The following is a 21,136-nucleotide window of genomic DNA, read 5'->3' as shown; positions in this document are numbered from 1 at the left end:
ATACCTGTGCTGGAGTTGGAAAACCAAGAATTGGCGCTGGGACAAGCGCCTCCAGATAAATTATGCGATCGCACTACCTAAAGCATCTGTTTAAAGTTCTCTGGACTGACTCCTCACAGACGCTTAAAGTTTTGAGAACTCAGGTTTTTTATTACATCCCAGTAGCTCATTATCTGTCTCACTCTGAATTATTCTAACTTAGGATTATACATCGTACTACAACATATTTGCAGCGCTTCGACCGGGCGCGCTCGTTGAACCCCTCGTGGCAATAGAAGCTTGTTGTAGGTCGCGATCGCTCTTCTAGTTTCCAGTGCGAGCGTTCCTTCAAGCCATAGTTTCTTGGTACTTAGAAAAGTTTAAGCGATCGGGAATGCTGAAATTGTCTGTTGCCGAATGGGGCTCTGAATTACAAACTCAGTGCCTGAGCCAGGTGTAGAAAAACACTTGATTTTTCCGCAAGGTTTTTCAGTAATGATTTGATAACTAATCGACATCCCCAAACCCGTACCTTGACCGATGGCTTTGGTTCTGAAAAAGGGGTCAAAAATGCGCTGCTTTACTGGGTCTAGCATACCGATTCCATTGTCAGCGATCGCAACCTCCACCCCTTGATTTTCAATCACAGAAGTCCGAATCCTAATCTGGTTCGGGGTGTCTTTAGCGTCGAACTTAGAAAAGTTTGGGCGGTGCCACTAACGGCATTAGGAGGACTTTATAAACAAGAATAATGTACTGATATTCAGACTATTTTTTTTTGTATAATGAGTCCGTCATCTTTGGAACAAAACGACTCAACAGGTACAGTTTTACCTAAGTTATTGACCAGTCGATGCTCAGCTTAATGGTCGTGTAATTCGTTAACATTGGGGGATTGAAAACAAGTTGATTGGACTTTAGATGTCACTTTTAATAAATACCAATGCAGCATTCGGTCGTTAAACAGCCCTCAAAACTTGGCTCTTCTAACACGAATGGCACTTAATGCTATAAATCAAGAAACCACTCAAGGAGCGTAGTGTGCTACAAAAAAAGAAACGAGCGGCGATGAATGATGACTATATGATGCAGATTCAAAGAGTCCTTGTGTCAAACCTGATTGAGATGCTCTTACCCTAACTTTTTGACCTGCTTAGTCTAAACTCGAAGATAGAACCTATTTGACACCTTTTAGGCTGCCAGCCTTTTAATCATCAGCCTAATAAAACATAGATTCATTATACCGTCGAATTAGCTATAGTTATCTCAAAATTATTAACGACGATTTTGCATCTTTCTATCCAAGAATTTGACGTTTCCATTATCCATGTTGCATTCATCGGCACAAATACCCATTTTTCAGGTATTTATTTTGCTTGTTTGAGGTTTTTTTTAACAGTTCAAACTTGCTGGCGGTCATAATTTCTTGATAAATCTTCTGTTATTCAATAGTCAGGTGTTCGGGGTAATGCCCGTGGTCGAGCAATATGGTGAAGCGATCGACAGTTGTGAAAGATCGACCTCAAGATGTCAAAAGGGTCTCTATAGCAATCCTCGCATCATTTGTGAATTTCTTGCTCCCTCCCCTTGGTAAGGGAAGGGTTGGGGTGGGGTAAAAAGTTTACGACTCCTGCAAGGATTGCTATAGTTCTCCTGCGATGATTATGGGATGTTTGGTTTCACCCTTTTTAAATTCGCCAGAAGTCTCTGGAAATCGCCCGCACTTCTCAATTGCCCGCGATTCTTCCACCCGCAAATTAACCATCCGCAATTTTAAACCCCGGCAATTTCAAACACTATTTTACCAGTTACTGAGCCTGTTTCTAACAGTTCGTGAGCGGCTTGCGCTTCTTCTAGAGGGAAAGTTTTGCTGACGTGAATTTTTAGCAAATTGCGATCGCACAAACGAGCACATTTCTGCAAAATATGAGCCTGCTGTTCCTGTTCCTCCACCAAACCTTCCAGCATCGGTGTTAACATTAATTCCAGACTAATTCTCAGATTCCGCATTCTCGCTGTTTTCAAATTGCCCAAAGCTGGATCGGGTTCCAAAATTGTTACCAAATCTCCATAAATCTTCACAGCCGGAATAGTTTGGTAAAAAGTTTCTCCCCCGACTGTATCGAAAGCCAAATCAACTCCTTGTCCTTGAGTCCAAGTCAAAACCTCATCGACAACATTGGTATTTTTGTATAAAATAACTGAATCTGCACCTAGGTGCTTGACAAAATTGGCTTTTTCCTCAGAACTAACAGTCGTGCAAACCTCTGCCCCCTGCAACTTTGCCAACTGTACCGCGACGTGGCCGACACCGCCGGCACCAGCTTGAATCAGCACTTTTTGACCGGCTTGCAAGCGCCCTCGATCGTACAGCGATTCCCAAGCTGTAATTAAAACTAACGGTGCCGCCGCCGCCTCAGCAAAACTTAAAGCAGCAGGCTTGAGGGCGAGAAAGCGTTCGTCTACAACGGCAAACTCAGCATAAGTACCGATCGACCCGCCCAAACCGCCATTGCAGAAAAAAACCTCGTCTCCCACTTGGAAACTTTGCACACCAGCACCGACAGCCTCTACGACTCCAGCACCGTCGCACCCCAAAACGTGAGGAGTTTTGTCAGGGTAAAAAGTGCCGCGCGATCGCAACTTAGTATCTATCGGATTGATACCCGCCGCTCGCAACCGTACCAAAACTTCAGTTTCTGTTTGTATAGTAGGGGCGGGGATATCTTGCAGTTTCAATACGGACGGGCTTCCGGGGGTTTGAAAAACGATCGCTTTCATCATGGGTGTTACACTAGATCAGATAATCCCTAGACTTTATTGTATATTGCTTAGCAAAGCAACAAAAAACTTTTCGTTTATCCCAAAAATTATGATTGTTGTTGAAAGGCCTTCCATAGATCGGCAGCATCTGTTTTATAAACAGTTTGATGACTTATCCTTTCTGTCGCGAAATCTCTACAATCATGGCAAACATTATATGAAAAAAAACTTTTTTACTTCGGAACCTAAAGTTGGTAGTACCAAAATTATCAGACAGTTATCTGCTATCTTAAAACCTACAGACGAGTCTCAATCATTCTCTGCTCAAATTAGCAATCAAATTCTCAAACAAATTCTCAAACAAGTTGTTCACGATTGGGATGATTCCCACAAGTTAAGAATAGCTTATGACCGAGAGCTACCTCAATTTGCCTTCCTCCCGATCATCCCCCAATACAAACATAAAATCTGGGGAGGTAAATTTTTAAGTCATGATAAGCAATTGATAAAAAAAAGGGGAGGTGACAAAAATAATGGACTACTTCATTTCTCTCAAAGTGACATAATAATTTCTACAAAATCCCAAAATGCGATCAAGGTAAGGATAGGTTTTGCAACAGCGCTCTACTTTATTGAGCCTGCCCATCAAAAGCTTGTAACATTGGTGGATTTAAATTCTCACCTCAGATTAGGTACAGATTTAGGGATTAAGCACCTCGTTGCTTTGACATCTAATAAGCCAACATTTACTCCAACTATTTATGATGAAAAAAATCTCAAATCAATTAATCAAGGTTTCAATCAGCGCCGAGCATTTTTACAGTCAAAAATTGCTCAGGAAAAATCTACCAAGCGCCAAACCCAGAAATTCACCTTTAATCGAAACAAGCGATTAAAAAACTACCTTGCTCAAACCAGCAGTTTAATTGTCAAGCGGTTGGTAGATGAGAAAATAATCCAGTTAATTATTGGCACAAATGTGAGGAGCCAAAAAAGTATCATATCAGACAAAAAACATCCAACGTTTGAAGTAATTCCTCATACCCAGCTCATGAAATTTATTACTTACAAAACTGAGTTATTCGGTATCAAGGTAATAGTTACAGCAGCATCTTATACAAATAAGTGCCAATTTTGGGATTTAGAGTCTGTCGGTAAGCAAGAGTCTTACCAGGCTAAGATCGGTACACGCGAGTGGTTTCGGTCTTGGAATGAAAGTCGGATTAATGCTGATGTGAGTGCAGCGTTAAATATGATTAGAAAAGTAAACGTAAACTCACCCCCTTAGAGGAGTGCCACAACCGTATATATGTGTTTCCAATTTCATCTGTACGGGTTCAGCCTGTACGAAAAAAACCACAAAAAGTTCGGTAATGTCAAGTATTGCCCAGTTTTTTTTCAACAGTTAACTCTCTTGTCGCCTTCACGGCGAACTGACCTTGTATTTGTTACCCATCCGTGACGATACTTAGTTATTTTTAAATAGATTGGCTTCAGATAACTACAACAATTGTCGAGCGGTGCTAATCGATGTTCGATCTAGATTTATTTTTTTACTTTGAGATTCTTCCATATCTTCTGGGATTATTGGCGACTGTAGCCGTGGTGTCCGCGATTTATCTCAAGTGGCACCGAAGGCCTTCCAGTCTACCGCTAGCCAAAGAGCAACGGCAGTTGGCAGACTTAAAGCCAGACGATTTATCTGCAGGATTCAAAATGCGGAAAAACTTTGTGATTTTCCCCAACTCAAATCGCTGGCCGGCAACTGACAGCTTCTTGGGTAAAGTTTTAGGTATGGGCCGCGCTGTATTCTTGCCCAAGCAACAGCGCCTAAGTGTGAATTCTTCACCTATTGTGGGGCCTGGAACTAGCAAAACCTTAAGTCTGAGCATTTCGGGTTCGATGGGGGAAAATCCCGATCGCCCAAATGCCGATAATCCTCCCAAAGTTAATGCTTTCGCGCAATTAGAGGAAGATTTGCTGGGCGAAATCCTAGCAGGTACTGATTCGCCGGGGGGGGCAGAATTCTTTGATGCTTTAGTTTGCCATTTAGCCTCAGCACTCGGAGTTCGCACCGCCGTCGCTGCCAAATCGATTAAGTCGAAGGCACGCACCGATGCTGCTGCCGATAAATTGCAACTTATCAGTTTTTGGAGCGACGGACAGCAGCAGCCAAACTTTGAGTGCGACACCGCCAATACTCCCGAAGCGCGAGTGCTGGAGGAGGGAATGTATTCCTGTCCAGACTACCTCTGGGAAACCTTTCCAGAAGACCGCAGACCGGTAGTTACAGGTGCGCGCAGTTTCCTGGGAGTCTTGCTAAAAAACTCTTACGGCGAACCTTTAGGCATTATTTGTATTTTTCACGATCGACCCCTGGTGGAAGCACATCTTGCCAAATTCCGATTAATTCTCAGCATCTTTGCCGGACGGGCCGCCGCCGAATTAGAGCGGCAGCGCCTAGAAGCTGCACTCTCCACTGTAGAAGCGAAATACTGCGCCCTGGTAGAACAAATGCCCGCTGTCACCTACATTTCTCCCCTCAACCGCAAGGCTGCCAAACTTTACATCAGCCCGCAAATCGAGACTTTTCTAGGTTATTCTGTAGCTGAATGGAGAGCTGATCCCGACCTGTGGCTGAAACTCGTTCACCCAGAAGACCGTGACCGCGTGTTAGTGGAAAACGCCACCCAGAAATTCACCGATGGAGAAGATATCTTCTGCGAGGGGTCGCTGGTTTCAGAATACCGCGCGATCGCCCGCAACGGCCGAGTCGTCTGGTTCCGCGATCAAGCAACCGCAGTTCGCGATGAAGCAAGCAAGTCTGTCATCCTTCAAGGCGCCATGTTTGATATCACAGAGACTAAAGTAGCTGCCAGCGCGCTGCTAGAAAGCGAATACCGCTATTACACCTTGGCAAAAATACTGCCTGTCGGGATTTTCCGCGCCGACGCTGCTGGAGATTGCTTGTACGTCAATGAGCGATTTTTGGAGATGGCGGGACTGACTGCGCCAAAGGCACTAGGCGAAGGTTGGGCGCAAAGTTTGCATCCGGAAGACCGCGAGCGTGTTTTGAGCCAATGGTATAGCGCTGTCACAGACAAGTTGCCCTGTAACTTAGAGTACCGCTTTTGCAACGGTGAGTTTACAACCTGGGTATTTTCGCAAGCAGTGCCAGAAATGACGAAAAGCGGGGAAGTTCTAGGCTATCTCGGCACGTTGACCGATATCAGCGATCGCAAGCAGGCAGAATTCGCGCTGCAACAGGCGGAAGAGAAATACCGCAGTATCTTTGAAAATGCGATCGAAGGCATTTTCCAGACAACGACTGACGGACGCTACCTCAGCGCTAACCCTGCTTTGGCGAGAATTTACGGCTACGAGTCGGCCGCCGACTTGATCGCGAACATCCAAGACATAGACCGCCAACTTTACCTCGATCCCAACCGCCGCGTCGAGTTTTTGCGTGCGATCGAAAAACACGGTTTTGTCTCTGAGTTTGAGTCCCAAGTTTACCGCGCTGACGGCACTACTATCTGGGTTTCCGAGAACGGTCGGGCAGTTCGGGACCCTGACGGAAATTTACTTTACTACGAAGGCACTGTCGAAGATATTACCCTCCGCAAAATAGCAGAAGATAAGTTAGTACACGATGCTTTGCACGATATGCTAACCGGTTTGCCCAACCGAGCTTTATTTATGGATCGCTTGGGCCACGCGATCGATCTTTCAAAACGCCGCCCCGAGATTTTGTTTGCGGTGCTGTTTATCGATCTCGATCGCTTTAAGGTTGTTAACGACAGTTTGGGGCATTTAGTGGGCGATCGGTTGCTGATCGCGATCGCGCAGCGCCTGGGAATCTGTTTGCGCGCTGGAGATACCGTTGCGCGTCTTGGCGGCGACGAATTCGCTATTTTGCTGGAAAATATCAAAAGCACCGAGGATGCGATCCAGATTGCCGAACGAGTGCAGGCGGAACTGGCAGAGCCTTTTTACCTTAACGAATATCAAGTTTTTACCAGTGCTAGCATTGGGATTGTTTGTTCCGGTTTTCCTCCGTATCGAAGGGAAACCAGCAAACTGTCGAGCCCCGAAAATCTGGGAAATATCGATCGGGAAACTTCTTTGTCTTGCTTATCTTCTGACTCTCCTGTTCCCAATGCCCAGTTCCCCATATTGTACGATCGGCCTGAAGAACTGCTCCGAGATGCAGATGCTGCCATGTATCATGCTAAGGGATTGGGCAAAGCTCGCCACGAAGTTTTTGACTTAAGTATGCACACTCGCGCCGTCGCCCTTTTGCAACTGGAAAACGACCTGCGACGCGCTTTAGACTCCCAGGAATTTCAGCTTTACTATCAGCCCATCGTTTCTCTAATTACCGGTAAAATCAGCGGTTTTGAAGCGCTGCTGCGGTGGTATCACCCGCAGCGGGGTGTCGTATCTCCTGGCGAGTTTATTTTAGTAGCTGAAGAAACTAGATTGATTATACCTATTGGCTGGTGGATGATGCGATCGGCTTGCCATCAGATCCACCAGTGGCATCAAAAATTCCCAGCAAATCCGCCGTTGACTGTCAGCGTCAACCTTTCTAACCAACAATTTAAACAACCGGATTTAATTGATCGCATTAGCGAAATTTTACAAGAAACTCAGCTTGACCCTCGCACTTTAAAGGTAGAAATTACTGAAGGCGTCATCATGGAGAATGCCGAATCAGCAGTCGCTATCCTCGCGGAATTGAAAAATTTAGAAATTCAATTATATATTGACGATTTCGGCACTGGCTATTCTTCTTTGAGCCGCCTGCACACTTTTCCAACTGATGCTTTAAAAATAGATCGAGCTTTTGTCAGCCGCATGACTGAAGATGAAGGAAACGAAGCGATTGTACAGACTATTTTAATTTTAGCCAGTCACTTAGGTATGGATGTAATTGCTGAAGGAATCGAAACCATCGAACAGCTTAATTTACTCAGAGCGCTGCAATGCGAATACGGACAAGGATACTTTTTCTCAAAGCCGATCGACAGCATCGCAGCCACACTTTTGATAGAAAGTCAACCTAAATGGTAATTGGACTGTTGACTGTTGACTGTTGGCTGTTGACGGTTCACGGTTCACGGTTCACGGTTCACGGTTGACTGTTGACTGTTGGGTTTTTGTTTTAGTGAGTTAAGATAAGCATTCAGTTTTGGTGAAAGTTCATTTAATAAGGGATGCAGTCGATCGCTCTGTTCTTGGGTTAAAAGATTTCGAGCGTAGGCAAGTCTTAACCAGTGTCTTGTTTCGTTTAAGGAGCCTCTGGCAATTTTAACAAAACGCTGATTATCTTGGCAGCTATAGCGTCCATGTCCTTCTGCAATATTAGCACCAACACTATCAGCAGATCGCACTATTTGTTTGCCCATCGTATCCTTCGTAAACTCGTCCCATTTTTTAACAATAAACCATATTTCGTTTGATATTTTTTCAGCTAATTGATAAACTTGTAGCTGTTGAAAGCTTTCCATATTAGCTCCTTTAACATAGTTGATGGCAAACCGTCAACTGCCAACAGTCAACCGTCAACAGTCAACCGTCAACAGTCAACAGTCAACAGTAAACCGTCAACTTCCTTAAACTTTCGCTTCCAAAGACTTGAGAAACTCAGTATTTACCCCCGACTCCCGCGTCAGGGCAATTTTCCCAGTACGAGCAATTTCCTTAATCCCAAATCTATTCAGAACCTGGACGATCGCCACCATTTTACCGGGATCTCCGACAACTTCCAATGTCAGCGTATCATCACCAATATCCACAACTCGCGCTCTAAAAATTTGAGCTAACTCAATGATCTCCGATCGCGTCCCGCTAGCAGCATTAACTTTCAGCAACATCAACTCCCGTTCCACACAGGGAATTTCCGTTATATCCTGAACTTTAAGCACGTTAATCAATTTGTACAGTTGCTTTGTCAACTGTTCGATAATTTGGTCATCTCCGGGTACAACCATCGTAATCCGAGACACTCCCCCTTGTTCCGCCGGGCCAACGGCCAGACTTTCAATATTAAAACCCCGACGGGCAAACAAACCAGCAATTCGAGTGAGGACACCCGCTTCATCTTCAACTAAAACCGAAAGAGTGTGTTTCATTTCTCCAAAAAGACGCATTTCGTGCAATTCTACTTTCGCTAATTCGCCTTTTAGCAGAAGTGCACGCCCATTGAACCTGCCTTAGACATTTTATCGCGAGTTATTGGCCGTTCATCTGCAGGAAAAAACAATATCATTAAGCTGTCGGGGCCAGACTCACGCCCGATCGACAATATCATATCATTTCCGGTAACACCGTCAGGTGATGTTGACTGTTGACTGTTGACTGTTCACGGCGTCAACAGTCAACAGTCAACAGTCAACCGTGAACTCTAATTTACTATTCCGATGCTAACGGATTTGATATCACTCATAGATCAGCGTAAATCCGCCCCCACCCGCTTATTGTTGTCGATCGCACGCACATGATCTAAGTTTTTGTCTGTACGAACCTACACAATTACTTTATCGAATAAAAACTTTTCAGGTCTTGTCGCTGACGGGGACTGAAATTTTGAGACCCAATGGGTCTCAAAATTCCTTCACAGAAAAACCCGGTGTTGCAGAGATGGCATCTGGCGACGGACTTGTTCTAGTCGATCGGCATTAATTTCTGCAATTGCCACACCCGGTTCGTCACCGGCATCCGCCAAAACCACACCCCAAGGGTCTATAATCATGGCGTGACCGTGAGTTTGACGGCGGCCGTAGTGGCGGCCAGTTTGTGCAGGGGCAATCACATAACAAGTATTCTCGATCGCCCTAGCTTGTAACAAAACCTTCCAGTGATCCTTGCCAGTGTAAGCGGTAAACGCCGCCGGCACGAACAAAATATCAGCCCCCTTGTACGACAAATGCCTGTACACTTCCGGGAACCGCACGTCATAGCACACGGAAAGTCCCAGCGTCCCCAAATCCGGCGACACATAAAGCGATGGCAAATCTTCACCAGCTTTCACAGTGTTCGATTCCCTGTAAGTAATGCCGTCTGGCACATTCACATCGAACAAATGTACTTTTCTGTACCTTGCCACTTCCGTGCCGTTTGGGTCTACCAGCAAACAAGTATTGTATACCTTCCCCCCCTCCGTCGGCACTGGAAATCCGCCGCCCAGAATCGTTACCTGGAATCGCTGGGCCATCGTTTTGAGGAATTTTTCGCTTTGGAGGCCGATCGCCTCTGAAGAAGCAATCTTTTCCTCCTCTTCTCCCATAAACGAGAAATTTTCTGGTAAGGAAACTAACTCCGCACCCCGACGCACTGCCAGGTCGATTAATTCCTCTGCCTGAACCAAATTTTTTTGCAGGTCAGGCAAGCTAGTCATTTGAATTGCTGCGGCGAGATAAGACTTCATCGATTCACAATATTAGTCATTAGTCAGTAGTCATTAGTCAGTAGTCATTAGTCAATAGTCATTGGTAACTAATTTGATAACTAAATAGTTGATATCCTTGAAGTTTACCCATTTATGCGCTGTTTAGCACGAACTGGTATGGTTTGAGAGTTTTGATATTTGAGCTTTAAATTAACCTGTAACTCATAATTCAAAAATCAAAACTCTCAACTTTTACCTTCTAGGTTTTGCAACCTAATTTCCCTCAAATCTTAAGGCATTGGATGGAAAAGCAGGTCAGGGAAAAAGCGGTTAAATTCAATTAAAGCCGCAGCTTGAATAGATATCCAAAGGATAGCCAATACTGGTGCTGTCGAAAGAAACTTGACAAAGTATTGCATGAATTCTGCTCCTGAAAATTCGAGACAGTTGGTAATTGCCGATCGGTCTAGCGCGCTAATTGCTAATTTCTAGTTAATTACTTAACTCTTAGCTATTAGCTCTTCTCCATTTCCCTATTTTAGCGGGGGGAAACAGTAATTTCGTCGTCCTTCGCAAACATTTCACCGCTGGTGATTGATGTGAGAGCTGCCAGAGGCCATAAAACGCCGCTCAGCATACATTTGATTGCCAAAGGAACGTCGATAATAATCTCTTTTTCCTCTGGGGTTGCTGATTTTTTGGTAACTTGCAGATAAGAACGGCCCACCCAACCAATCCAACCTGCGATATACAAGAACAGTATGCTAGGAATCAAAAAGTCCCCTGCTTTGCTCAAGTTGCCGTCTACGATTAAGTGCGGGTATCCTTCCGGGCCGCACATAGCTTGAGAATAGCGCTCGAATCTTGCTTTCGCAGATGCGGGGTCGCCATTCGTAGAACGTGCATTTTTAGCCAGTTCCTTGAATTCGGGAGAGTCTTTGCACGGCACTAAATTGTAAGCCGAAGCAACTGGAGCAAAACTGAACCAGACACTCAACACTAAAATGGCAGCAAACAATCGTCGCATGGAATTGTTTCCTTTTGTTACAAAACAATAAGTTTTTGTACAAGCATTTCAACTTGCCGATCTCGAATCCAGATGATCGTGTTTGTTGACAGTGTAAAGTATCCATCATTGATGCGGCAAAGCCCAATAGAATGAGGGATTCCCGTTTTCATAGGTCAATGCTGAGCTAGCAATACCGCGAGGATATTCCTTCATGGCATCCGATGATGGCCTTACCTGTCGATCGGGCAAAAATCCTTTAACAATAACCTGAGTACAGGTAGATCGGGGGACTTGCGCCGAATTAGTTAAGCTAGCAATAACTAACCTATCAAATAAAATTACCAGTTAATGGCAACCATTTTCGCGATCGAAACAAGTTGTGACGAAACAGCAGCAGCAATTGTTAAGAATCGTCAAGTTTGCAGCAATGTTGTAGCATCACAAATTAAAATCCACGAGCAGTTTGGTGGGGTAGTGCCCGAAGTGGCTTCGCGGAGTCACCTAGAAATGCTCAATCAGGTAATTGCCCAGTGTCTCGGTGAAGCAAACCTGAGTTGGTCAGAAATTGACGGCATTGCAGCGACTTGTGCGCCCGGTTTAGTAGGTGCATTGTTAGTCGGGCTGACAGCGGCGAAAAGCTTGGCAATAGTCCATCAAAAACCTTTTTTAGGCGTCCACCACCTCGAAGGGCACATCTACGCTTCTTACCTTACCGAACCCGACTTGCAGCCACCGTTTTTGTGTTTGTTAGTTTCCGGGGGACATACTAGCTTTATTTACGTCAAAGATTGCGGCGTTTATGAAACTGTAGGACAAACACGCGACGACGCCGCCGGCGAAGCTTTTGATAAAGTTGCGAGACTGTTGCAGCTAGGATATCCGGGCGGGCCGCTGATTGACAAATTGGCCGCCCTTGGCAATCCCCAAGCATACCCTCTACCAGAAGGCAGAATTTCCTTGCCTGGTGGTGGCTACCATCCTTACGACAGTAGTTTTAGCGGCTTGAAAACCGCAGTTTTGCAATTAGTACAGAAACTCAAGAAACAAAATAACAATGTGGGTGCCGAAGGCATCTTGCCTGCCTCTACAATTAATGATATTGCGGCTAGCTTTCAGGAAACAGTAGCCAAGGGTTTAACAAAAAGAGCGATCGACTGTGCCGTAAATTTCGGGCTTACCACTATTGTAGTGGGCGGCGGAGTTGCAGCAAACAGCGGGCTCCGAAAAAACTTACAAGCAGCAGCAGCAAAACACAACTTGCGAGTATTGTTTCCGCCATTAAAATATTGTACAGACAACGCAGCAATGATTGGCTGTGCGGCGGCAGAACACTTGCAGCGAGGACACACATCACCGCTGACTTTGGGAGCAAATTCAAGAATGGCTGTCAGCGATATTATGGAACTGTACAAGAGTCATTAGGCATTGGGCATTGGGCATTGGGCATTGGGCATTGGGCATTGGGCATTGGTACTAACTCACAAATAACCAATAACCAATAACTAATAACAAGAGTCAACAGCCAACAGTCAACCGTCAACAGCCAACAGTCAACAGTCAATCAAACGATGAAAATCCGCGACGCAGAAGAAAGCGATTTGCCAGCAATTGTCCAAATATATAACGCAGCAATACCGGGCAGAATGGCCACAGCAGATTTAGAACCAGTCTCAGTCGAAAGCCGCCTCCCGTGGTACAGAGAACACTCCCCCAATTCCTGGCCGATTTTGGTAATGGAATCAGAACAAAATATTGTTGGCTGGCTGAGTTTTCAGCTTTTCTACGGACGCGCTGCCTATCAGCATACAGCAGAAGTTAGCATCTACGTCGCACCCGATCGCCAACGCTGCGGAATCGGACAAAATCTATTGCAATCGGCAATTGTGCGGAGTCCAGAATTGAAGCTTAAAACTCTCATAGGAATAATTTTTGCTCACAATCAGCCGAGTGTAAGATTGTTTGAGAAATTTGGCTTTCAGCGGTGGGGATATCTGCCACAAGTTGCCGAACTTGACGGTGTTGAAAGAGATGTCGTAATTCTGGGTTTGCGTTGTCTGTAGGGAAACGGCAATGCCCATTGGTGTCAGCTTAAACTGTCAGTCCGCCCAATCATTCCGTCCGCCCGTCAGTCCGCCAGGGAATGAATTCCCTGTCTAATAGCGAAAGTCCTCTTAAGAGGACTAATGAATCTTAAATTTTTCTTCTCAGTCCTCTTCAGAGGACTTTCGCTTTGAGGCAGGGGTTTCAACCCCTGCCGGAGTATCGGTTGTACGTTAAGTTGTCACCAATGGGCTCTTGGAGTGTCCTAATTTAGAGGAAACGGCAACACCTTGTCTTGATTTGTAGGGAAACGGCATTGCCGTTTCCTAATTTGGAGGAAACGGCAATGCCGTTTCCCTACCTCAATCTGCTAAAATTGTAATTTCCTCCAAAGATGCGATCGCCACATCAGCATTTTCCAAATGACTAACCTCAGCCTTTCCCCAACAAATCCCGATACAGCCAGCCGCGCCCGCATTTTTACCCATCTGAATATCGCCCGCTGAATCTCCCACCATCAAAGTTGCTGCGGGATTTACTCCGAGTTTCTCACAAGCTTGCAAAAACAATTTCGGATCGGGTTTATGAAGCGTTGAATCCACTCCCATTTCTAACTGAATCCACTCGGCTAATGCGTGGTGTTTCACAAATTTCTGCACCGATTCTGTTGTAGCAGCCGAAAGAATTCCCAGTTTTAAACCCGCTTCCGAAAGATATTTCAGCACTTCCAAACTGCCGACAAATAAAGGAGAAACCGCACTATTTTTAAACATTTCGTCAGCTTCGTCAAAAGCGCGACGCGCAATAGTTAAAGATTCCAGCCATCCCCTGCCCGTTTCAGCGATGTATCCCGCCGCCACAATCTCATTTTCCCTACGACTACCGACTGCTAGCAAGCCCGTGGGGTCAATGCTGCCACCTTCGATGCCGAAAGCCATTTGTAAAGGCTCTCCAACGCCCGGAATTTGAGCGTCTGCGAGGCGCGATCGCTTAATTCCCAACAATCTCAAAAATTCTTGAGAATCCTCTAGAGTGCCGTCTTTGTCAAAGATTACGGCTTGGATATTCGAGAAGGTAATGCCCCGACATTTAATAGTTACCAAGAATCTGAACTCCGTAATATTTATTTTTTTTTCTATCTTCCCATATTGCGCTATTTTTGGCAATTCTTAATTGCCCACGATCGTTATGCTACTACAAAATCATGCTCCCACATTAGACATCTCCAATAATCATTGTGGAACAGGCATCTTGCCTGTTCAAAATGCCATACTTCGGAGCGCGAATTTGATATCATTCCGGCGCAGCCGGAATTGATATCATGTTCAACATTAGACATCTCCAATAATCATTGTGGAACAGGCATCTTGCCTGTTCAAAACAGGCTTGTCTGGAGCTGAGTATTGTTGTGTTCCTACAAAACTAGGACACAACAATGTTGTGTCCCTACAATTAATAGACCTCTTGCAAAAATCATTTTCCTCAATTGATGGGACGGGCTCTCCGGCCCATCCCACAAGAGTTATTTTTTCTTGTGGGATGGGCCGGAGAGCCCGTCCTAATTATTTTTGCAAGAGGTCTAATAAATTAAAATCTTCCTGCTAAATTGGCAACCATTAATGCTAGTTGAATGGGCTGCACAGGTTTGGTAATATGCCTTTGAAAACCTGCTTCGATCGCCCTTTCGCGTTCTTTATCGCCCGCATAGGCAGTCAGCGCCGCGGCTGGGATTTCTCCTCCGGCTTCCGCAGCAAGAGCTCGCACTTCTCGAATTAAGAAATACCCATCTTCCTCTGGCATTCCGATATCGGAGATTAGCACATCGTATCTGGCCGGATTTTCAGTCAAAGCAGCGATCGCACTTCTGGCAGATGCAACTGCCAAAACCTCCGCCCCATAGCCTTCAAGCACAAATTGTAAAAAGTCGCGGGTATCGATCTGATCGTCTACGGCTAAGATGTGCAAGCCTTCTAGAGAGGGGACGCGATCGCTAGAGGCGTTTAAAGGCCCTACCAAAGCAGTTGACTTTAAATCGATCGCCGATGTCAACTCTGGAGGTAGCGATCGCAACGGCAATTTCACAGTCATTGTAGTTCCTTGTTCCTCACCCGGACTTTCGGCTTGCACAGTCCCCCCGTGCAATTCAACCAGGTGACGCACGATGGCTAAACCCAATCCCAGCCCTTGATTCTCTTTAACGCTGCTGGAATCGCCTTGATGGAAACGATCGAAAATATAGGGCAAAAATTGTGCATCAATGCCTTTTCCCGTATCGCTGACTCGAAGTTGAGCATGATTCTTGATCGTCGATAGCATGATTTCCACTCGTCCCCCCGCCGGAGTAAACTTAATCGAATTAGACAGGAGATTCCACACAACTTGCTGCAAGCGATTGATATCCCCTAAAACAGTCGTAGGAATCAACTGCGAAACAATTTGAATGTTTTTGGCTTCGGCGGATAATTGCACCCCCTCCAGCGCAGCTTGCACCACTAACCGCAGATCGATCGGACAAATGCACAGTTGAAGCTTGCCACTGGTAATCCGGGAAATATCCAGGATATCTTCGATTAACTGAGATTGTGCTCTGGCGCTGCGCTCGATCACCTCTAAAGCCTTAGTAACCGCTGCTTCCTTCAGTTTCCCAGAACGCAGAATTTGTGACCAGCCCAGAATCGGAGTCAAAGGATTGCGTAATTCGTGGGAGAGATTCGCTAGAAATTCATCTTTACTACGGTTGGCTGTTTCTGCCTGGTGGCGGGCAAACTGTTCCTGCAGTAATAACTGCGATCGTACTGTCTCAAACTGCTTGCGCTGCGTGATATCCTCGATCGACAACAGAATCATTAAAGCTTGATCTTCTCGTTCTAGTTTACAAGCATTCAGCAGCATGGTTTTCTGCCCGATATTATCAAACAGGTGATCCAACTCAAAGTTTTCAAGCTGAACATCACTAACCAGAATATCTTCCAGAATCCATCGCACTTGGGGGATATTCCACTGCCCGTTGCCTAGCTCAAATAGCGAAGATTTTGCTGTTTCTGACGGTGAAACCTGAAACATTTCATAAAACGATCGATTTGCTTTATTCACTCGGAAATCAGCATCTAGGACGACTAAAGGCGTTTGCACAGTTTCCACAATGGTTTCAGCATAATTTCGGGCCTCCTCCAAGGTTCTGGCACTGCGTTTAAGAGCATCAATATCGAGCAAAACCATCACCACACCGTCAATCTGGTTTTCCGTTGTCCGGTAAGGACGAATGCGGAGGTTGTACCAATATCCCGATAAAGTTTGAATTTCTTGTTCTTTCGTCTGAAGAGTATCAATCACCTCCAAAATCATCTGTTCCAAGTCAGGAACGTTCAGAGTTGAGCGGATGTCGCTAAAAGGTCGTCCAACATCTGTGGGAATCACACTAAAAATTTGCTGTGCCGTTGGCGTAAAGCGTCGAATCTGTAAATCGTTTGTCAGCATTAAGATAGGGATATTGATACTGGAAAGCAAATTTATCAGATCGTTATTGACCAGGCTTTGTTCAATATTGCGGCTGCGAAGTTCATCGTTAGTGGTAGTGAGTTCCTCGTTAGTGGCTTGAATCTCTTCTTTGGCAGTCTCTAACTCCTCATTGGTGCTTTGCAACTCCTCGTTGCTGGATAGGATTTCTTCGTTGGCAATTTTGAGGTCTTGGTTGAGACTTTCCTGATCCTGGATTACCGCTTGCAGTTGGGCTTGAGCCACCGTTTTTTCTTGGTTAGCGGCTGCAACTGCCTGCCTCAGCAGCTCAATTTCGCGCACTAAATCAGCTTGCTCGAAGCTTTCAGAAGGGAGAGTGCTGAAGTTAAGCACCGGGGGTGAAGCCTCTTCAAATACCACCAAAAAGTAGCGTCCTTCGGCCGCCTGTGGCTGGAACGGAATCACCTCAAAATTGACGATACTCGATCGTCCGCCCAATTCAAGCAATACCCTTTCTTTCCTAATGGTTACGTTCTGCGTTTGTGCCTGATAAATCGCGGTGCGAAGCTCAACCAGCAAGCCTGCCCTTGCCATTGCCAGCAAGTTTAAGTCGGGGGTTCCGGCTACCACTCTCAAGTAAGGATCGATGTCTCCCCGCACTTGCAGGATTTTCATCTGCTCGTTGACAACCACACTGGCTGGGGCATATCGATTTAAAATCAGTTGGTCAGTTTCTTGTTGTAAATCCAAGCTATTCGTAAAATTGTTTTTCACTTCCTCCCGTTCACGTGCTTTAGCGACGGGATAGGAACTCGGCGTAAACGAAAAATGGGGACGAGTCGCAGTCAACTTTTTGGTATAAATTTTAGACTTTTTATCCAATGAAGTAAACAAGTAGGAAAATTCTCCGGTACTCTCCGAAGTGCCTAACAAGAGAAAGCCCGTTGGCTTAAGACTGTAATGAAAAATCGGCATAACTTTTTTTTGCAATGACTCTCCCAAGTAGATCAGCACATTGCGACAGCTAACTAAATCGATATTGGAAAAAGGCGGGTCGCTGCCTAAGTCTTGTCGGGCAAATACACAAAGTTCGCGGACTGCCTTGCTGATTCTATAGCTACCTCTTGCTTCGGCAATAAAGAAGCGAGTACGTCGTTCTGGTGAAACATCTACCATCTGGTTTTCTGAGTAGACGCCAGACCTCGCTTTGCCAATTGCCTGTTCGCCAATGTCCGTGGCAAAAATCTGGATCGGTGGCTGGATGACTTGATCGCCCAAAAACTCTAACAAGCAAATGGCGATCGAATAAACTTCTTCACCTGTGGAACATCCCGCCACCCAAATCCGAATCGGAGTTTCGGCCGATTTATTTTGGGTAATCGTGGGGAAAACCAGTTCTTTTAACTTTTCAAAGGCTTCGGGGTCACGGAAGAAACTGGTAACGTGGATCAGGATTTCTTCATACAGGGCTGTGACTTCAGCCGAATTGTGTCGAAGATGTTGGGCGTAATCATTCAAGCTTTCCAGCTTGTACAACACCATCCGTCGCTGGATGCGTCGAGCGATCGTGGTGGGTTTGTAGTGGCTAAAATCAACGCCTGTGGTCGATTTCAGCAGCGCAAAAATAGTTGCCAGGGCATCTCCCTGTTCGGGCGATTCCTCAACTTTTGTCAGGGGAAGCGGGCCAGTGAGAAGGGGATTGTGACTGTAGTTTGCCAGTTCCTCGGCAATTTTTTCCGGTGGCAGAACGAAATCGACATTGCCTGTGGCAACAGCGGTATTCGGCATACTATCGAATTTTGCTGTGTCTTGACATTGAGCAAACGTCATGCCTCCGGCTGCTTTGATGGCGTTGAGCCCGAGTGAACCGTCTCCGTCTCCCCCGGATAAAACTACGGCGATTGCTTTGTGTCCGCGATCGATCGCCAATGAGGTAAAAAACGCATCTCCCGGCATATATTTGCCATAAATCTTCTCGCGCGGTGATAATTGCAGCACGCCTTTACATACCACCATCTTGGTGTTGGGCGGAATAACGTAGACTTGATTGGGCTCTACAGCTACGCCGTCTTCTACCTCATTAACAGGCATTTGCGTGGTTCGCGCAAGAATCTCGCTAAGCAGACTTTTGTGATTGGGGTCTAAATGTTGAATCAGCACAAACGCCATACCCGTATCGGCCGGTAAATGGCTGAGTAACTGCGTGAATGCTTCCAACCCTCCTGCTGAGGCGGCAATTCCAACAATGGGAAAGGGGGCATCGGTTTCGGTTAATTGTTCGCTGTCGAGGGCGGCTGGTGCGATGGCTTCGGGTGTATTTTCTGGAGATAATTGAGGAGAAGTCATGCTATGAAGTCGAGGACTTCAGCTATTCAGCAACCTACAGTTCTCGCAAGATGCCGCTGAAGAACCCGTACTATACTTAAGTATACCTTAAGTTATAGGTATTATGCAACTCATTTAATGAGTAAGTATACTGTTGGAGTCATTATCTTCTGAGCGCGATCGAACAACTCTATCTGCTGTTGGGGCGATCGTAACGAGAGGCTAGCAATAACTACTTATATTTGTTTACCTACTTAGCTTTTTTTAGCGACAAGTGTAGCAGACAGCGGGATTACTGATTCCGTATTAATTCTAGCAGTATAAGCGACTTGTGCGCCTTGTATGCCCTTTAAATCTTCAACTCGTTTGTGAATTTCGGACACTCCAGCAGCTTTTAATGCTGTCAAAAATGCTTGGTCGCTGTAAACATCTTCGGAAAACGAAACTTCGTCACTTTTAGAAAGATTTTGAATCCTGGCAGCTTTGTTGACTGTGGAGCCAAAATAGTCGATCGAATTATTAAGATTTACCAGCAAAGCCGTACCTCGGTGAATGCCAATCCTGACTTGAATCCACTCTGCTTGTTGGCGAGTTGAATTGTATTTCCTGAAACTAGCCACAGCATCGGTGGCTGTCATAATTGCTTGTTCGTTGCTGATAAAGGAAGCCATGACGGCATCACCGATGGTTTTAATGACTTTACCGCCAAATTTCTCGATCGACTCAAAGAAAATTTCAAAATGGTCGCGGACAATATTGTAAGCTTTGGTATCTCCGAGCGTTTCGTACATTCTGGTAGAACCGGTAATATCAGTAAACATAATAGTAATCGCCCGAATCTTGACTCGCTCTCTTTCCGATATTACTTGATCGCCAAACAAACGCTTATAATCCGGGTGATGAAGCAGTTGCATTCCTGACAGCCGCAGGGGCAGTTGTTCTAATGTCAGTTCATCGGGCAATTCATCTGAATGCAAAATCAGCCCGGACAAATTGTGTTCGGTATTAGTTAGTTCGAGCTTAACTTTTCCGGGACGCACGGCCAGCTCTTTTTTATCGAAATCTGGGCCGGCCAACTGCTGGAGTTTAATTTCTTGTATCTCTTCTGTTTCTTCGCCTTCAACCTTCAAAATCCCTTTAGCTAAAGTCAGGGGACAGCAGTAGCGATATCGACCGTTTTCTAAGGTGACAATCTCCGATTCGGTGCAGTATAAAGGCGTTACCAGTTGCAGTTTGCTCTGGAGTACGGGAGGGGGAGCGCATACGGGCCGCAGTTGCGGGTCTTCGATTTCTTTGTTGAGGGAAAAAGTAACTTCGACGCGATCGAGCAAATCAATTTTAAACTCGCGCTCGCACATCTGGCAAAAAGACATTTCTGATGTGTCTGCCAAATCCTTAAATTCTTCTGTAATCATGTTGCAGTGGGGGCAGTGAATATCCCAGTGCAAGTCGAAGGCACCAGCTTTCACTCCGTGCAGAAATTCCGAAGTAATTCTTTTAATATTCTTGACTGTATCCCCTGCGACGTAGTAAGGGTTAATCCGCAATCTCTGCAAAATGTGGGAACCGATTAACCATTTTTCGATTTGGTCGATCGTTCCTTTGCTCGAATTGGGACGTTTTTTTAGCTGTTCTAATTTTTCTTTTAATAGTTCGATGTTCATGATACACTTGCCTTTGAGCGTTAGGGCAAGAAATTTCTAAGTATTATTTTGTGTAATTTGCTTGTCTAGTTTGTTTTTGCCTGAGAATGCTGATGAGTTTGCACTTGTGCTGATGCCCCTGATGTTTGTAAATCTTAACAAATTAGCAGCATAAAGGCTAGGTTTATTTAGGAAGATTGATCGCGCTGCCACTTGTTTTCATTTAAAGTGCGATCGCTGCATCTGCTTGCAGGAACATATTAAATTGTTGGTAATTGGTAATTGCTAATTGGTAATTGCTAATTGTCAACCACTAAGTAGGGAGACAGCAATGCCCATAGGTGTCAACTTAAGCTGTTAGCTCGCCAAGTTCGTTAGTCATCCCGTCAGTCCGCCAGGGGTTAAAACCCCTGTCTAATAGCGAAAGTCCTCTGAAGAGGACTGAAGAAATCCTGGCGGGGTGACAACTCCGCCGCAACCGAGATAGAGTGAGGTGTTGACCAACTTGTGGTAAAAAAAGATAGGTCA

General features: G+C 45.4%; 13 protein-coding genes and 1 pseudogene. 4 read left to right on the top strand and 10 right to left on the bottom strand.

What is annotated here, in order from left to right; translation table 11 throughout:
• Nucleotides 1-359 precede the first annotated feature (359 nt).
• Nucleotides 360-647: pseudogene (locus QUA83_RS08855) on the bottom strand (sensor histidine kinase); the annotation flags it as partial.
• A gap of 1,105 nt (nucleotides 648-1,752) precedes the next feature.
• Nucleotides 1,753-2,760, bottom strand: a complete 1,008-nt coding sequence (locus QUA83_RS08850) for a zinc-dependent alcohol dehydrogenase family protein (RefSeq protein WP_333292673.1) — start codon at nucleotides 2,758-2,760, stop codon at nucleotides 1,753-1,755.
• A 91-nt stretch (nucleotides 2,761-2,851) separates the two neighbouring features.
• Here QUA83_RS08850 and QUA83_RS08845 point away from each other — a divergent pair, with 91 nt between their 5' ends.
• Together QUA83_RS08845 and QUA83_RS08840 are read left to right on the top strand one after the other, a co-directional pair.
• Complete coding sequence (locus tag QUA83_RS08845) at nucleotides 2,852-4,030, top strand: transposase (RefSeq protein WP_333292597.1); 1,179 nt, start codon at nucleotides 2,852-2,854, stop codon at nucleotides 4,028-4,030.
• A 242-nt stretch (nucleotides 4,031-4,272) separates the two neighbouring features.
• Nucleotides 4,273-7,818, top strand: coding sequence for an EAL domain-containing protein (locus QUA83_RS08840; protein ID WP_333292596.1), 3,546 nt, complete (start codon nucleotides 4,273-4,275; stop codon nucleotides 7,816-7,818).
• Nucleotides 7,819-7,862: 44 nt separating this feature from the next.
• Here QUA83_RS08840 and QUA83_RS08835 read toward each other — a convergent pair whose 3' ends face one another.
• The 5 genes from QUA83_RS08835 to QUA83_RS08815 all read right to left on the bottom strand — a co-directional run bounded on the left by QUA83_RS08835 (nucleotide 7,863) and on the right by QUA83_RS08815 (nucleotide 11,162).
• Entirely contained in the window at nucleotides 7,863-8,255 is a 393-nt protein-coding gene (locus QUA83_RS08835; RefSeq protein ID WP_333292595.1) for a four helix bundle protein, read from the bottom strand.
• 105 nt (nucleotides 8,256-8,360) lie between these two features.
• Entirely contained in the window at nucleotides 8,361-8,879 is a 519-nt protein-coding gene (ilvN, locus tag QUA83_RS08830) for an acetolactate synthase small subunit (protein ID WP_041622928.1), read from the bottom strand.
• Between the two features lie 482 nt (nucleotides 8,880-9,361).
• A complete protein-coding gene (locus tag QUA83_RS08825) occupies nucleotides 9,362-10,174 on the bottom strand; it encodes a carbon-nitrogen hydrolase family protein (protein WP_333292594.1) in 813 nt (270 codons plus the stop codon).
• A 251-nt stretch (nucleotides 10,175-10,425) separates the two neighbouring features.
• Nucleotides 10,426-10,554, bottom strand: a complete 129-nt coding sequence (psaJ, locus tag QUA83_RS08820) for a photosystem I reaction center subunit IX (RefSeq protein WP_333037175.1) — start codon at nucleotides 10,552-10,554, stop codon at nucleotides 10,426-10,428.
• 119 nt (nucleotides 10,555-10,673) lie between these two features.
• Nucleotides 10,674-11,162: a Photosystem I reaction center subunit III gene (locus tag QUA83_RS08815; RefSeq protein ID WP_333292592.1), complete on the bottom strand. Its 489-nt coding sequence runs from the start codon at nucleotides 11,160-11,162 to the stop codon at nucleotides 10,674-10,676.
• Nucleotides 11,163-11,492: 330 nt separating this feature from the next.
• On the opposite strand from QUA83_RS08815, the gene tsaD reads away from it, so the two are divergent.
• Together tsaD and QUA83_RS08805 are read left to right on the top strand one after the other, a co-directional pair.
• Nucleotides 11,493-12,566 carry a tRNA (adenosine(37)-N6)-threonylcarbamoyltransferase complex transferase subunit TsaD gene (tsaD, locus tag QUA83_RS08810; protein WP_333292591.1) on the top strand — a complete coding sequence of 358 codons (1,074 nt, stop codon included), beginning with the start codon at nucleotides 11,493-11,495 and terminating at the stop codon, nucleotides 12,564-12,566.
• Between the two features lie 146 nt (nucleotides 12,567-12,712).
• Nucleotides 12,713-13,204, top strand: a complete 492-nt coding sequence (locus QUA83_RS08805) for an N-acetyltransferase family protein (protein ID WP_333292590.1) — start codon at nucleotides 12,713-12,715, stop codon at nucleotides 13,202-13,204.
• Between the two features lie 342 nt (nucleotides 13,205-13,546).
• Here QUA83_RS08805 and QUA83_RS08800 read toward each other — a convergent pair whose 3' ends face one another.
• The 3 genes from QUA83_RS08800 to QUA83_RS08790 form a co-directional block, all read right to left on the bottom strand.
• A complete protein-coding gene (locus QUA83_RS08800) occupies nucleotides 13,547-14,287 on the bottom strand; it encodes an HAD family hydrolase (protein ID WP_333292589.1) in 741 nt (246 codons plus the stop codon).
• Nucleotides 14,288-14,771: 484 nt separating this feature from the next.
• A complete protein-coding gene (locus tag QUA83_RS08795; RefSeq protein WP_333292588.1) occupies nucleotides 14,772-18,986 on the bottom strand; it encodes a chemotaxis protein CheB in 4,215 nt (1,404 codons plus the stop codon).
• Between the two features lie 233 nt (nucleotides 18,987-19,219).
• On the bottom strand, nucleotides 19,220-20,629 hold the full coding sequence (locus tag QUA83_RS08790; RefSeq protein ID WP_333292587.1) for an adenylate/guanylate cyclase domain-containing protein: 1,410 nt from the start codon (nucleotides 20,627-20,629) through the stop codon (nucleotides 19,220-19,222).
• Nucleotides 20,630-21,136: the final 507 nt, after the last annotated feature.

Source organism: Microcoleus sp. K1-B1 (genome assembly GCF_036704705.1).
Taxonomy (GTDB): domain Bacteria; phylum Cyanobacteriota; class Cyanobacteriia; order Cyanobacteriales; family Microcoleaceae; genus Microcoleus.
This window is presented reverse-complemented; position numbering and strand designations above follow the sequence as displayed.

Excerpts from the sequence above, each read along its gene's own strand:
- QUA83_RS08850 (WP_333292673.1), bottom strand. The coding sequence starts at position 2,760 with ATGAAAGCGATCGTTTTTCAAACCCCCGGAAGCCCGTCCGTATTGAAA.
- QUA83_RS08845 (WP_333292597.1), top strand. The coding sequence starts at position 2,852 with ATGATTGTTGTTGAAAGGCCTTCCATAGATCGGCAGCATCTGTTTTAT.
- QUA83_RS08840 (WP_333292596.1), top strand. The coding sequence starts at position 4,273 with ATGTTCGATCTAGATTTATTTTTTTACTTTGAGATTCTTCCATATCTT.
- QUA83_RS08835 (WP_333292595.1), bottom strand. The coding sequence starts at position 8,255 with ATGGAAAGCTTTCAACAGCTACAAGTTTATCAATTAGCTGAAAAAATA.
- ilvN (WP_041622928.1), bottom strand. The coding sequence starts at position 8,879 with ATGAAACACACTCTTTCGGTTTTAGTTGAAGATGAAGCGGGTGTCCTC.
- QUA83_RS08825 (WP_333292594.1), bottom strand. The coding sequence starts at position 10,174 with ATGAAGTCTTATCTCGCCGCAGCAATTCAAATGACTAGCTTGCCTGAC.
- psaJ (WP_333037175.1), bottom strand. The coding sequence starts at position 10,554 with ATGCAATACTTTGTCAAGTTTCTTTCGACAGCACCAGTATTGGCTATC.
- QUA83_RS08815 (WP_333292592.1), bottom strand. The coding sequence starts at position 11,162 with ATGCGACGATTGTTTGCTGCCATTTTAGTGTTGAGTGTCTGGTTCAGT.
- tsaD (WP_333292591.1), top strand. The coding sequence starts at position 11,493 with ATGGCAACCATTTTCGCGATCGAAACAAGTTGTGACGAAACAGCAGCA.
- QUA83_RS08805 (WP_333292590.1), top strand. The coding sequence starts at position 12,713 with ATGAAAATCCGCGACGCAGAAGAAAGCGATTTGCCAGCAATTGTCCAA.
- QUA83_RS08795 (WP_333292588.1), bottom strand. The coding sequence starts at position 18,986 with ATGACTTCTCCTCAATTATCTCCAGAAAATACACCCGAAGCCATCGCA.
- QUA83_RS08790 (WP_333292587.1), bottom strand. The coding sequence starts at position 20,629 with ATGAACATCGAACTATTAAAAGAAAAATTAGAACAGCTAAAAAAACGT.